The organism is Streptomyces sp. Q2 (genome assembly GCF_056820935.1).
In genome coordinates this window covers 234460-247727 of sequence record NZ_JBXEJE010000003.1, presented here as the reverse complement: position 1 = coordinate 247727, position 13268 = coordinate 234460, and the positions used below count along the sequence as shown (strand labels likewise).

The following is a 13268-nucleotide window of genomic DNA, read 5'->3' as shown; positions in this document are numbered from 1 at the left end:
CTTACGAGGTCCAGCCGCCGTACGGCACGGTGATGAGTTCCATGGCGTGGCCCGCCGGGTCCATGAAGTACACGCCGCGGCCGCCGTCGTTGTGGTTGACCGTGCCGGGCTGCTTGCGCTGAGGGTCGGCGTAGTGCTCGATGCCGCGCTGCTGGATCTGCGCGTACGCCGCGTCGAACTCCTCCTCCGAGACCAGGAAGGCGTAGTGCTGGGGAGTGATCCGGTCTGCGGGGATCGTGGCGAAGTCCAAGGTGACGCCGTTGCTCAGGTCCACCGCGATGAACGGGCCCCACTCGGCTGTGATGGAAAGGCTGAGCAGGTTCGCGAAGAACTCCGCGGACTCCCGGTTGTCCCGGGCGTGGACGATCGTGTGGTTCAACTGGACTGACAAGGAATGCCTCCGAAGGCATCTCCCGACACCTCCATGCCTCACCCAGCCGGTGACCGACACGCGATGTCGCCGTAGATCTTAGAGAGCCCGGCGGTAGGCGTCACTTGAGTCTTCTGGTGGTGGGTAGGCGTCCCAGCGGTAGCGCGGCGGACACGCGTGCGGAGCGTGACGAGTGCGCATGGCCGCGCCCGGCTGATCCGTAGATTCTCGAACGTCGGCTGAAGCCTGGCCGGGCGGGCGGCTGCTGAAGGGTCAGGCGGCGGGAACCGCCTGCGGATAGAGCACGCTCGGGTCGGCGGACAGGGCCGCCTTGAGCTGGACGCTGTTGTTGTCGGCGAGGATCTCCATCTTCCCGGCCTCGATACCGTCGAGGGCGGCGCGCACGACATCGGCGGGGTCGTTCTTCTCCACGTCCCACCCGGCCATCATGTCGGTGCCGGTGCTGGCCAGGTGCAGGCCCGTCACCGCGGTTCCCTGGCCCGCGAGTTCGAGGCGGATGCCGTTGGTGAGGCTCCACGCCGCCGCCTTCGACGCGCTGTAGGCGTTGGCCCCGTCGTAGGCGAGCCAGGACATCGCCGACAGGACGTTGAGGATGGCCCCACCGCCGTTGGCGGCCAGGACGGGAGTGAACGCCCGGACCACGTTGAGGGTGCCGAAGTAGTTGGTGTCCATCTCCAGCCGGATCTTCTCGGGGTCCCCGGTGACGAGGTTCTGCTGGGTGAAGACGCCGGCATTGTTGATCANGCCGAAGTAGTTGGTGTCCATCTCCAGCCGGATCTTCTCGGGGTCCCCGGTGACGAGGTTCTGCTGGGTGAAGACGCCGGCATTGTTGATCAAGAGGGTGACGTCCGAGGCGGCGCCCGCCGCGGCGGCGACCGAAGCCGGATCGGTGATGTCGAGCCGCAGTACCTCCACACCGGGGAGGTCGACGAGGTGGGGGGTGCGCGCGGTCGCGTAGACCTTGGTGGCGCCCCGGTGCAGGAGCTGTTGGGCGAAGTGCCTGCCGATGCCGCGGTTGGCGCCGGTGACGAGGGCGACGGAACCGGTGATCTTCATGGGGAGTCTCCTGGCAGTGGTGAGGTGATTCCTGTCCGGGCTGTTCACGGGCTACGCTAAAACCTGACGTTGACGTCAGAGGCAAGGAATGTGATCCAGGTCATGGAGGGGGCGTTGATGCGCATCGGTGAGCTGGCCTCAAGGGTGGGCGTGAGCGTGCGGGCACTGCGCTACTACGAAGAGCAGGACCTGCTGGCCTCGGCGCGCAGCCCCAGCGGCCAGCGGCAGTACCCGGACAGCGCGGTCGACCGCGTCCAGCTGATTCAGCAGCTGTACTCCGCAGGGCTGCCGAGCAGGGCGATCCTGGAACTGCTGCCGTGCGTCGAGACCGGTGACGTGACCCCCGCGCTGCTCGACCGGCTGTCGGCCGAGCGGGACCGCATCGATACGCAGGTCAGCACACTGGTGAAAACCCGGGACCGGCTCGACGCCATCATCACCACAGCCTCCACAGCCAGGAGCGCGGGCCGGCCCTGCCCTCGTTGAGCAGCGCGCCTTCCCCAGGCGTGCGGCAGTGCTTGTCCGCCCGACGCAGACGGACGCCCGTCAGCAGGCGTCACTTGAGTCTCTTGGTGGTGGGCCGTCCGTCCCAGCGGTAGAGCGGGGTCGCGCGGCGGATGAGCATGCGGAGCGTGACGATTGCGGCGGACAGGTAGAGGTAGAAGTCCACAGCGCACTGGCGCTTCTCGGTGCAGCGGCAGAGCTTGCCGAAGCCGTTCGTCCATGCGTGGCTCCGCTCCACGACCCACCTCTTGCCGGCCTGGATCGGTGCGGGCACGCCCTTGCGGGCGATCTCGCCGGTGAAGCCCAGTTCCTCGAGCGCGGCTCGGGTCTTGTCACTGTCGTAGCCCCGGTCCAAGTTGACGTTGACCTGCTCGGGAAACACACCGATCTGCTTCTTCGCGGCCTCCAGGGTGGGCACGAGCAGCGGGGAGTCATGACGGTTGGCCCCGGCCGAGACGAGACCGATCGGGACGCCGCGGGCTTCGGTGGCCACTGAGCGCTTCAGGCCCTGCTTGCCCCGGTCGACCGGGGAGCGTCCGGCTCTCTCGCCGCCGCAGGGAGCCTTGGTGATGCACCCGTCGACGGACAGCTCATGGAGTTGGAGGCCGATCATGCGGTCGTACGCCTGCACGGCCAGCCCGTGGACCTGCTCGGCCATGCCCAGCTGTGACCAGTACTTGACGCGGCGTCGGATGGTGCGGTCGGAGCACTGGCGGTCGGCGATCCGCTCGTATCCGGAGCCGTGCACCAGGGCGGCGATGACGCGCTCGAAGACAATCCGGTCCGGGATGCGCGGGTTGTGGCAGCCGAGCGGATGGGTATCGACATGCTCGGGCAGCAGCGCTGCGAACTGGGCCCACAGGGGTTCGAGCAGGCATGATGGCAGGACAGGCACGAGCCCTCCGGTGATCACTGAGCGTCAAGAACTCCATGATCACCCAGGCTCGTGCCTGTCTTGCCTCCGGGTCGTCACACGGCCATTCGCCACACCTACCGCCGGGCTCTCTTAGCCCGCTGCCACCGGGGAGTACATCGCCGATCAGGTGGCCGCCGCCCGTGGCGCGGGTGCTGTTGCGAATGCCGCGGATCCCCGGAGCGCGAGTCCGAACGCCATCGCCGCGGCTGCCGCCGTAGCCTGACGCACGATCAGCGCACTGCCCCACGTCCGAGGCCGAACCCCGCGCAAGTAGGGTGACCGCGTTGCGAACGGAACAACGAGAATCCAGGGGGATGCACATGCGGACGCGCAGAACAATGGCCGGTATCGCGGGGACTGGGATGCTTGCGCTGGTCGTCACGGCGTGCGGGTCGGGCGGCTCGGACTCTGCCGGTTCCGATGGGGGGACGGGCTCGGGTTCCGGCAAGGGAACGAGCAAAGCCGCCACGGCGCTGCCCATAGAGTCGACGGCGCGGAAGGCGACCTGGTCCGACCGGGACGCGACGCACGAGCTGAGGCTCGCGCCCAGCCGGCTTGCGCGCGGCACGGCGGCAGACCTGGAAGATGTACAGGTGGACGCGGACCTGAAGGGGATGGTCCCGTACTACCTGACCGTCGCTTACACGAACACCGGCTCGGCGCCCCTGGAACAGCCGGACCCGGAGGCGAACTTCACGGTCACCCTCGCGGACGGAACGCCCGGCAGGGCGGTCTCCTTGTGGAACTCCAACTCCCTTTCCACCGAGTCTAGTTCGTCCCTCCCCGACAACTGTGACAAGGCAGGCCCCGCCTCCGTGGCGGCCGGCGCCACGGCCACGGTGTGCCGGCTGGTGATGGTGCCCAAGGGGCACGAGCCCGCCACGGTGGCGTACGCCGACGAGGCGGGCGACACCCTTCTGTGGAAGGTCGGCGACGGCAAGGGCGATGACGACGGGGGCCGGTTGCTGGCCGCGGGCACGACCGCCGACTCGACGTACGAGAACGCCACCACCAAGGGCGGCGCGGTGCCGATCCGCGTCACCCCGAAGAGCGTGCGCGCCGGGAGCCTCAAGGACCTGGGAGACTACGAACTGAGCGACTCCCAGAAGAACATGGTGCCCTGGTACGTGACCTTGGCGTACCGCAACGCCGGCACGGAGAAGCTCCTGCCGACCATGGACGACGGCGTCAACCTGCGCAGCGCCGGAGGCCGCGATGTGCAGCCCTTGACGCTGCTCGACCTCTCCTTCTCCAACACCTCGGAGGGCGAGGGCATCGACGAATGCCGGGGCAGCGTCCCCAACACGCGCCTGGAGCCGAAGTCGGCGCTCACCCTGTGCACGGTCCACCTGCTCCCGAAGGGCGACAAGCCGGCGATGGTGTCGTTCCAGGGAGAGGGCAAAGGCGCGAAGACGTTGACCTGGCGCGCCAACTAAAGAGGGACCGGGAGCCCGGTCCGGCCTGCCATCGTCGCAAACCGCCCGGAGCGAACGTGGCGTGGATGGCCACTTGGACCGGGCCCGAGTACACGCGGGAGAGTCACCGCCCAGGCACCTGAGGAGCGCGGGATGGTGCGCTCTCCCCTCGGTGCACTCCTGCATCAGGGTGCTCACCGCGCCGAGCGCAAGGGAGACCATGAAAACCGCTGCTGACTCGATGACGTTGATCAGCATGCCGTTGAAGGTCCCGGCCTTCCGGCGGTTCATCATGCTGGCCCACGCGGACTACACGTTCGTGGATACTCCCCTCAGCTGCGCCGCATCCTGGTAGATCCACCCGCGGGACCTGGCCGAACGCAACTTCGAGAACGTGCGGATCGACATACAGGCATATGTATGACACCTACGCAGAGTGTTCATCACGGGCCAGCAACTGAACCGTCACTGCGCGCCTCACTCGGGTGGTCACCCGCCTGCCGGCCGGTGACCACGCGTCGGCAGAGGGCTACTCCGGCTGTGTCACGGTCAGCGCCCACCGAATCGAGTCGGTAGAAGCGTCGACAGCCACAGAGAAGGATCCCGGCCGAACCACGCCGGCCGCCATGGTTACCGAACCCACCCCGGCATCTCCGGCCGGGCAATCGACCGAGAACGCGGCAACTTCCCCTTGCTGCGACTCCATCGTCACCCGCACGTTGCCGCCACCCTCGCAGGCCACGGTGAGTACGGTCGGCAGCCCTTCCCACGCGCCCCCCGACACGAGACCGCCATCTCCCGTGCGTTCCTCCACCCACACCAAGCCCTCGGGGCCAGGGTGGGGCAGTAAGACATCGTTCGATGCGGCGGCAGGCGCCGCCCCCACACCCGTCAGCCCTGACGCCGCCAGTGCCGTCGCGGCCAGAACTGTCCTCATCCGTCCCACGTTCGCTCCTTCTTGATCCGTCATGGACACCACAGTCTGACCAAGACGAATGACCTCGCGCATGAGTTCTTGTACTCAGGAGACTTCGGCGAGGTCTTACTGATGGGCATACCGATCCGGTCGACGCCGAGCGCGCCGGCAAACGCCGACCCACTCACACAGAGGGGCCGGTCACCAGATCTCGCTGGCCGTCGGCAGATCCTCGCAGCAGCAGCTCAAGGAGTAAGCCCCCGTGCGTTGTCTACCGCCTTGCCTGTACCGGAGTGCCGGATGAACGCGCGCCGCGGTCGGCTCCCCAGAGCGGAGTGATCAACCCTCACGCTCCTGGCCCTGATGCGCCTGTCAGGGCCCGCTGGATTTCAGCCGTGGGGAAGGGAGTGTGCTTGGTCTGCGTGAGCAGTCGATGCTGGAAGTCGTCCAGGACGATTGCGTGCGGGGCGTGACGGTCGATGATCGCGGCGAGATCGGGTGGAACGCCGACGGGTTGGTGACCTTCCACCCAAGCGCGCAGGAAGGCTCCGTGGTCGGTGCCGAGACGCACGCCGTCGGGCAGGTGGTGGCGAAGCAGGTGACTGGGTGCGTAGGTGCGGTCGTACAGGAGGTGATCGGCGAGGAAGTCGTTCTCCTCCGCCGAGAGTTCGAAGTCGCGGCTCGACGCGAGACCGAAGTCCGCGAAGTACACCCGGTGGCCGTCGGTGAGCAGGTTGGCGAAGTGCGCGTCGAAGTGGACCATTCCGCGCCCGCTCATGAACTCCGTCCCTCGCAGCAGCGCATTCTCGACCCACCCATGAGGTGACGCGACGTCCGGCTCCGGCAGGGCCGCATCACGGATGTCGCTGAGCCACGCTGCGAGCGTCTGGGGCACATGCTCCAGGAAGAGCACCAGGCTGAAGGAGGACCTTCCGATGGCCTCCAGCCGGCGGCGTACCGCCGGCGAACCGTCCCAATGGGCGACGGCCGCCTCAATGCCCCCGAGCCCGTCGGCGAAGTCGGCTGGGGGAGTGTCGGGCAGAACCCGCCAGTGATACAGCAGCGGGAAACCGGCGTACTCGTCCTTCAGTACCCAGCCTGTGGTCATGGTGTGCGCGGCCAGTTCACGCCAGGCACCGAATCCCGCCGACCCCACCCCGTACTGGTAGAAGAGAGGAAGCTCGAAGAGGTTGGCGGTCGACCGTACGCACTCCGGCCGCAACTCGATGTCGGTCAGCGGGACCCGCTTGACGAAGACGCGTATCCCCTCGACTTCCATCTCCGCCGACCTGCCGCCGATACCGGAGCCGAGACCCGGCGCGGCGGCCACCGCCTCCTCGAGCCGACGGTCACTGAACAGGGACAGCCGGGCTCCCACGGTCGCGTATGCGGACACCCGCGCGGCATGCGCTGACTCGGTCCCGTCCATCGGCAGCTCCACCCTCACATCGACACTGACTTCTGTTGATCATGTCAGCTGAGGAACTGCCCCGGGACGGGGCAGTCAGCGGAAGGCCGACGGTGTCCGCGTGAACCACACGCGATCGTCAAGGCAGGGGCCGCCAGGCGAACACCGGTTCCGGGGTTATTGGGGCTGGAGGTCGGGCAGTCCTCGAACGAACCCGATGACCAGCGCAGCCACCGTTTCCGGGGTCTCCACGTGCATGAGGTGGGTGGCGTCGATCCGGTTGACGCTGATCGTCGGCCGGGTGCGGACGAGTGCGGCCAACTCGTCGGAGACCCCTCGTGCGAACCTGGTGCTGAACTCGCCGAACCATTCCATGCCAGGCGCGGGGGGTAGCCGTCGGCCGGCCTGCACCAGGAGCAGCGGGGGATCGACGCCGTCCAGCCATGTGGTGACACCGAGCGCGCCGAGCTTGTGGAGTTCGTCGAGGATTCCCAACGCCTGTGTCCGTTCCGGCATCGTCTGCCACCTCCCGTCGGGCAACGGACGTGCGGCCGCGCGGGTGGCGGCCTCCGCGCGGTCGGCGGGAATCCCGAGCCGGGCGGAGTTGCTGACCTGCGTCTCGATGTACTCGGGTGGCGCGATGGCCCCGGCCGACGACAGCAGCACCTCACTCACCCGTTCAGCGCCGGGGTACTCGCGTCCCCACCAGAAGCCGTCGAGATTCACGGCGGCACGGGCACGGTCCGGGTTCGCCCGGGCGTACTCGACCGCGACCAGTCCGCCGAGGGAATGGCCCACGACAACGGCCTCCGGCACGCCGTGCGCGTCGAGCGTGTCCGCGATGTGCCGCACCACCGTGGGGATGGTCCAGGGTGAGATACCGGGAGAGCGGCCGTGCCCGGGAAGGTCCACGGCGAGGACACGGTGTCCGGCGGTGAGCAGGGCGGCCGAGGCGTCCCAGTCGGTGAGTGACCGTCCGTAACCGTGCAGGAGAACCAGTTGCGGGCCTTCGCCCCCATAGTCATGAACTTGTAGGAGTGTCATTGGGCTTCACAGTAGGTGGCACCCCGGCATTTCGAACACCGGATTAAAGGTCCCCGTCGAACGCCAAGTGCGCACGTGCGTGAAGTGAACCTCGCTCTCTCCCTCGACTACTGCGGCTTGGTCGCGATCTGGATCAGGTTGCCGCAGGTGTCGTCGAAGACGGCGGTGGTGACGGGACCCATCTCCAGGGGCTCCTGGGTGAAGCGGACATCAAGGCCGCGCAGGCGCTGGTACTCCGCCTTCACGTCGTCGACGGCGAACTGGGCGAGCGGGATGCCGTCCTCGACGAGCGTGTCGCGGTAGGTCTTGACGGCGGGGTGGCCGGCGGGCTCGAGGAGGAGTTCGGTGCCGTCGGGCTCGTCGGGCGAGACGACGGTCAGCCAGCGGTCCTTCTCGCCCACCGGGACGTCGTGCTTCTTCATAAAGCCGAGGATCTCGACGTAGAAGTGCTCGGCCTTGGCCTGGTCGTCGACGAAGACGCTGGTCAGATGGATCCTCATGGGGTGCTCTCCTCTGGTCCGGAGGTGTCGCGAACGAGCCATCGCTCGGCGATCTGCCGGAGCGGGGCTGTGTTCAGGTCGTGGAACTTGTAGCGGCCCTCCCGTCTGGTCTCGACGAGCTCGGCGGCCTCCAGCACGGCGAGGTGCTGGGAGACCGCCTGGCGCGAGATGCCGAGCTGGTGCTTCATGCTCAGTCGGGAGCAGATCTCGAACAGTGTCTGTCCGGACTTCTGCGTGAGCTCGTCGAGGATGGTGCGGCGGGTGGGGTCGGCCAAGGCTTTGAAAACGTCGTCGGCCACGACCACAGGATAGGCAACTATTCACTTGCCTATCAAGCCCCGGGTTCGGTGTGCCGGTGCGCTGTACGTCGGACGACAGCGAAGACAGGGCCTCCGGCGCAGCGGTTGGTTTCGCAACCTCGAGCTGCCGGAAGGCCCTGTCTTTGTCAGTGCGGCGGATCAGGTGTTGGGACCGCAGTCAGTGACCCACTTGTGGGACGCGGCGTTGTCGTGGACGCCCGCGTTCCAGCCCGAGTACCTCACGTTCTCGGGCACCTGGTTGCTCACCCAGCTGAAGATCTTCGAACCGTCGCGCAGGTTCCAGGTCTCCCCGCGCGGCAGGCAGGCGTAGGCGCTGCTGTACGACTCGTTGTAGTAGATGTTGACGTCGTCCCGGCCACCCGAGGTGCCGCTGTTCTGGACCTCGTCCACCTTGTTCTGCACGTTGTCCGGCCAGTCGGCGGTGTTGCCCTGGGCGTGCAGCTCGCCCTCGCCGTCGGCCCAGGCGCAGAACTCACCCGTGGTGCAGGGCGCTGCCTGGGCGAAGCCGGGGGCGGCCAGGACCGCGGTGGCGGCGATGACGGTCCCCGCGAGCAGGGTGCGGATCTTGGACATTCTCTCGTTCACCTCTCGGTTGTCGGTAGCTGTACTCACCGCGACGTCAGCCCTCACGGACGATGTCGCGAGCCTTGGGGACGGCGGCCTTCTGGAGGCGCCGCACCATGTCGAAAGCCTTTGAGTGCTCGTCGTAGAGCTCGTCGGCGTACTTCTGGTCCAGCCGTGCCGCGGTGGCCGCGAGGCCGGACGTGTGCGCGCAGCGGGCTTCCGCGGTGGCGACGCGGATGTCCTCGGACAGGGCGTCGGGGTCCTTGTCCGCGAGCCGTTCGCCGCGCAGCGCCGCGGGCGTCCGGGCGCTGATCGCGTGCCCGCCCATGCAGTCGCTCCAGGAACGGACGGCCTTCCTGAACGCGGGGTCCTCGCTCACCCGCCCGATGCGGAAGCCGGGCAGGTTGTCGACCATCCTGGTCGACCGGTACCAGGCGCGGATGTCGCCGTAGAGGGTGCGCCAGGCGTCCGCCACGCATCCCTGGTCACTGCGGCTGAAGGTGCCGCCCATGGGTACCTCGGCCCGCAGCGCCCGGCGGTCCGAGGACGGGCCGTCGAGGGCGACGCCCCAGGCCTGGTAGCGCTCCTTGGCCAGGCCGCGGAGGTAGCGCGCCGAGGGGGAGTCGCGGTCCTGCTCGTCGAGCCGTGCCTGGATGTCCCGCCCGTACCCGTGCCGGGCGGCCCACTTCTCGTCGTCGACCACATAGGGGAAGGTGCGGTAGTCGGGCGCCGGGATCCGTGGAACGGGCCAGTACTCGAAGCCCCGCTGCGCCATGCAGCGTTGCACCAGGAGCTGTTCGGCCCGGTGCAGGACGTCCAGTTCCGCGCCCGTGGCCGCGCGGAGCCGGTCGTGAACCGCCGCCGGCTGGGCGGCTGAGCGGTCGCCACCGCCGGTCAGGACGGCCGCGACCACCAGACCCGTGCACACCGCCGTGGCGCACAGCCACCTCAACACTCTCAGCTTCATCTCGACTCCCCGTGCCCGCCTCGGTCAGGCGCACTGACGGCTGACGCCGCCCGTCTCGTCGCCCTTGAGGAAGATCGCGCTCACATAGCCCACGCCGCCCGAGCGCAGGGACAGTTGCACCCACTTGTCGTTGGAGATGCCCTCGGCGTTCACGAGCTGGCCCGTCACCCAGCAGTTCGCCGGATAGCTCTCGTTCGGGTACACCTTGCTGACCGCGTCGCACGAAGTCGACGCGCAGCTGCGTACGTTGGCCTCCGTCCACGCGGTCACCGTGGTCTGGCCGCCACCGCCCCCCGGAGTGCAGGGCAGGTTCACGCCCCGGTCGCGCAGATACGGGACGGGGTCGATGCCGCGGATGGTCGTGGAGGTGCCGATCCTGACCCGCAGGTGCAGATGCGGGCCGCTGGACTCGCCCTCGCTGCCCATGAGGGCGATGCGCTGGCCGGCTTGCACCTGCTGGCCGACGGAGACGTCCCGCTGGTACATGTGGCCGTACTCCGTCACCGTGCCGTCGGAGTGCAGGATGCGGATCCACTGGCCGTAGCCGCTTGCCGGACCGGAGGCGATGACCTCGCCGGCGCCGACCGCGTAGATGGGTGTGCCGAGGACGTTGGCGATGTCGACGCCGTCGTGGGTGCTGCTGTAGCCCTGGCTGACGGAGCCGGCGGCGGGGCACGAGGCGGCGAAGGCGGCGGCTCCGGTGGACTGGGCGGGTGCTTCGGCCGCGGCGGGTGCCGCCGCCAGGAGCGGCAGGAGCAGGGTTGCTGCCGCCGTGAGACCGGCACGCAGATTGAAGCCGGGCAGACCAAGACGCACGAGTGGTTCCCTCCCAGAGGTTCCCGGACAGTTGCTGTGCGGTTCCTGTGTGTCGCTGAACCGAACGGCTCGGAACGTATCCGGGGGACACCGGGGGAGGGCATCCGGAACGTTACGGAATGACAGCGCACGGCGACCCCCGATAGGGCTCTGGGGGCTCGCTGAATTCCAGCGAGCCGGAGACCAGTTGGGGGAAGAACCCACGTGAAACCGATATCCCGCAGGTTGCTTCGGGGCCTGTGCGCCCTGCTTGTCCTCGCCGGCCTGCCACCGGCCACCGCCGTCGCCGAGACCGCGGCCGACAAGAACCCGAGAAGCAGCTGGCAGGTGGACCTGACCAGTACCACCGCCGACCAGCGCAACATCGGACACCGCCCGGACGACAGCATCACCGTCAAGAGCGCCCGGGTGCGCACGCCGTCCGAGCCCGAGGCGTCCTTCGCCGTCTACACAGCGCCCGCACAGAGCCTCGGCCGCCAGGCCAGCGCCTTCACCCTCCGCCGCCAGGCCGAAGTACCCTCCGGTACGCGGCTGTTGACCGAGGTGCGAGGCAGCGCTCACCCCGGTTCCTGGACGGAGTGGCGCACGCCGGACCGGGCCGGGAAGTTCAGGCTCGCCGAAGCCGTCTCCGTGCTCCAGGTCCGGCTGACGTTCCTCGGCAGCCGGGACGCCGGCCCCTCGGTCTCGGACGTCACCGTCCACGCGGACCGCGAACAGCCCCGGTTCTCGGCCGGTGCGCGCGGCGCGGTGGGCGCCACCGCCACCACGTACCGCCTCTTCGCGACCCGCGAGGGACTGGAGGGCCATACCACCGCGAACGGCCATGTCATCCAGCCCCGCGACCACTTCGTGGCCCTGCCCTCACGCCGGATGCTGGCGAGCAACGGCGGCCACGAGTACCAGGTGCGGCTCTGCTATCCGCGTACCGGCCGCTGCGAGACCGCACCCGTGTGGGACGTCGGCCCCTGGAACACCAGGGACGACTACTGGAACGCGCCCTCCGTCCGTGAGATGTGGGGCGACCTGCCGCAGGGCAGGCCCGAGGCCCAGGCGGCGTACCAGAACGGCTACAACGGCGGCCGGGACGAGTTCGGCCGCACGGTCGCCAACCCCGCCGGGATCGATCTCGCCGACGGCACCTTCTGGGACGGCCTCGGCATGACGGACAACGACTGGGTGGACGTCACCTTCCAGCCCACGGACGGCGGAGGCGGTCCGACCACCGTCACGGCGTGGACGCAGGCCAATGTGCGCGGCTGCGCGTCGACGTCATGCGACGTGGTCAGCACGGTGCAGGCGAACGAGAGCTATCCCGCGAACTGCTGGAAGGTCGGCCAGACCGTCACGGCCGAGGGCTACACCAACGACAAGTGGGTCGAACTGCCGCTGCGTGCCGGCGGCGTGGGCTACGTCAGCGCGATCTTCCTCACGGGCGACGACAAGGGCGGTGTGACCACCCGGTGTTCCAGCTGACTCCGTAACGTGCGGGAGTCCGCTCTCGGCCCTCGTACGGCACTGTCCTGGGAAGGACAGGACATCGAACAGGGGTGAGGTTCCATGCGGCTCCCACGGGGGACACGTTCGGGTTGGGCGGCGGCGGTGCTCGCACTGCTGATGACGTTCGGGCTCTGTGCCACGGCGGCACCCGCGACAGCGGCCGCGGTGCCCGCCGCCCGGCCCGACTTCAAACTGCCGTTCGCCTGCGGCCAGACCTGGCAGTTGCAGACGTACCGGGGGCACACTCCGGAGGACAAGAAACTCGACATGTACCGCGTCGGCGGCGAGACCCTCGGGGCCCCGGTCGCCGCATCCGCCGCCGGCACGGTCACCGAGTTCTTCGAGCCCGGCGGCCTGGAGATCAACCACGGTGGCGGCTGGTTCACGGTCTACCTGCACATGGACCGCATCGACGTGCGCCTCGGTCAGCAGGTCGCCTCCGGGGCGACGCTCGGACGACTCGGGCTGGTCGGGACCAGCTCGGCACATCTGCACTACGAGCAGCTCTACGACACCAACGGGGACAACGACGGCGAGACGGACGAGATGGTCCACCCGGTGCTCCAGGGCACCGAGTACCGGCTCTCGCCCGACGGGCCCTTCCCCCGGGTGACCAGTACCAACGCCTGCGGAGGAAGCGGCGACCCGGACAGGTACTGGGTGGACACCCTCGCCGACGCCACCGGTTACGCCGCCGTGGACTGTGTCGGCGACAGCAGGCCCGAGTGCGCCGCGCAGGGAACCCTGCTCAAGGGCACCAACTACGTCCTGTGCAAGAAGTGGGGCGACGAGGTGCGGGTCGGCGGCTCGTACAACCATTGGTGGCTGCTGACCGACCTCGACACCGTGACTCCCGGGGGCCAGGGGCGCGCCTACGTCTCCGCGTACTACCTGGAGCGCTGGGGGAACGACGAGGCGAAGGACAACGACGGACGCGAGATCCGTCAGTGCTGA

At 68.5% G+C, this 13268-nt stretch carries 16 protein-coding genes; 5 read left to right on the top strand and 11 right to left on the bottom strand.

Going from position 1 to position 13268, the window contains the following annotated elements; genetic code table 11:
* Position 1: 1 nt before the first annotated feature.
* Together ACWBNA_RS05485 and ACWBNA_RS05480 are read right to left on the bottom strand one after the other, a co-directional pair.
* Positions 2–391, bottom strand: a complete 390-nt coding sequence (locus tag ACWBNA_RS05485) for a VOC family protein (protein ID WP_482702855.1) — start codon at positions 389–391, stop codon at positions 2–4.
* 252 nt (positions 392–643) lie between these two features.
* Positions 644–1447 carry an SDR family oxidoreductase gene (locus ACWBNA_RS05480; RefSeq protein WP_482702853.1) on the bottom strand — a complete coding sequence of 268 codons (804 nt, stop codon included), beginning with the start codon at positions 1445–1447 and terminating at the stop codon, positions 644–646.
* 117 nt (positions 1448–1564) lie between these two features.
* Here ACWBNA_RS05480 and ACWBNA_RS05475 point away from each other — a divergent pair, with 117 nt between their 5' ends.
* A complete protein-coding gene (locus tag ACWBNA_RS05475; protein ID WP_099946741.1) occupies positions 1565–1933 on the top strand; it encodes a MerR family transcriptional regulator in 369 nt (122 codons plus the stop codon).
* 70 nt (positions 1934–2003) lie between these two features.
* Here ACWBNA_RS05475 and ACWBNA_RS05470 read toward each other — a convergent pair whose 3' ends face one another.
* Positions 2004–2846 (bottom strand): IS5 family transposase, encoded by an 843-nt coding sequence (locus tag ACWBNA_RS05470; protein ID WP_482702851.1) that lies wholly within the window; start codon positions 2844–2846, stop codon positions 2004–2006.
* 614 nt (positions 2847–3460) lie between these two features.
* On the opposite strand from ACWBNA_RS05470, the gene ACWBNA_RS05465 reads away from it, so the two are divergent.
* Complete coding sequence (locus tag ACWBNA_RS05465; RefSeq protein WP_482702849.1) at positions 3461–4303, top strand: hypothetical protein; 843 nt, start codon at positions 3461–3463, stop codon at positions 4301–4303.
* Positions 4304–4502: 199 nt separating this feature from the next.
* Entirely contained in the window at positions 4503–4637 is a 135-nt protein-coding gene (locus ACWBNA_RS05460) for a hypothetical protein (protein ID WP_482702847.1), read from the top strand.
* 174 nt (positions 4638–4811) lie between these two features.
* On the opposite strand, the gene ACWBNA_RS05455 is transcribed toward ACWBNA_RS05460, so the two are convergent.
* The 8 genes from ACWBNA_RS05455 to ACWBNA_RS05420 all read right to left on the bottom strand — a co-directional run bounded on the left by ACWBNA_RS05455 (position 4812) and on the right by ACWBNA_RS05420 (position 10817).
* Positions 4812–5291: a hypothetical protein gene (locus ACWBNA_RS05455; protein ID WP_482702845.1), complete on the bottom strand. Its 480-nt coding sequence runs from the start codon at positions 5289–5291 to the stop codon at positions 4812–4814.
* A 253-nt stretch (positions 5292–5544) separates the two neighbouring features.
* Entirely contained in the window at positions 5545–6627 is a 1083-nt protein-coding gene (locus tag ACWBNA_RS05450; RefSeq protein ID WP_482702844.1) for a protein kinase family protein, read from the bottom strand.
* A 156-nt stretch (positions 6628–6783) separates the two neighbouring features.
* Complete coding sequence (locus ACWBNA_RS05445) at positions 6784–7650, bottom strand: alpha/beta fold hydrolase (RefSeq protein WP_482702842.1); 867 nt, start codon at positions 7648–7650, stop codon at positions 6784–6786.
* Between the two features lie 107 nt (positions 7651–7757).
* Positions 7758–8150 (bottom strand): VOC family protein, encoded by a 393-nt coding sequence (locus ACWBNA_RS05440; RefSeq protein WP_482702840.1) that lies wholly within the window; start codon positions 8148–8150, stop codon positions 7758–7760.
* A complete protein-coding gene (locus ACWBNA_RS05435; RefSeq protein ID WP_482702838.1) occupies positions 8147–8449 on the bottom strand; it encodes an ArsR/SmtB family transcription factor in 303 nt (100 codons plus the stop codon). Before ACWBNA_RS05435 ends, ACWBNA_RS05440 begins: the two co-directional genes overlap by 4 nt.
* A gap of 159 nt (positions 8450–8608) precedes the next feature.
* Positions 8609–9043, bottom strand: coding sequence for a hypothetical protein (locus ACWBNA_RS05430; protein ID WP_482702836.1), 435 nt, complete (start codon positions 9041–9043; stop codon positions 8609–8611).
* A gap of 46 nt (positions 9044–9089) precedes the next feature.
* The gene (locus ACWBNA_RS05425) at positions 9090–10001 is read right to left on the bottom strand and encodes a hypothetical protein (RefSeq protein ID WP_482702834.1); all 912 of its coding nucleotides are present in this window, start codon (positions 9999–10001) and stop codon (positions 9090–9092) included.
* 24 nt (positions 10002–10025) lie between these two features.
* Positions 10026–10817, bottom strand: a complete 792-nt coding sequence (locus ACWBNA_RS05420) for a peptidoglycan DD-metalloendopeptidase family protein (RefSeq protein WP_482702833.1) — start codon at positions 10815–10817, stop codon at positions 10026–10028.
* A 204-nt stretch (positions 10818–11021) separates the two neighbouring features.
* On the opposite strand from ACWBNA_RS05420, the gene ACWBNA_RS05415 reads away from it, so the two are divergent.
* Complete coding sequence (locus ACWBNA_RS05415; RefSeq protein ID WP_482702830.1) at positions 11022–12290, top strand: SH3 domain-containing protein; 1269 nt, start codon at positions 11022–11024, stop codon at positions 12288–12290.
* An 84-nt stretch (positions 12291–12374) separates the two neighbouring features.
* Positions 12375–13268, top strand: coding sequence for a M23 family metallopeptidase (locus tag ACWBNA_RS05410; RefSeq protein WP_482702829.1), 894 nt, complete (start codon positions 12375–12377; stop codon positions 13266–13268).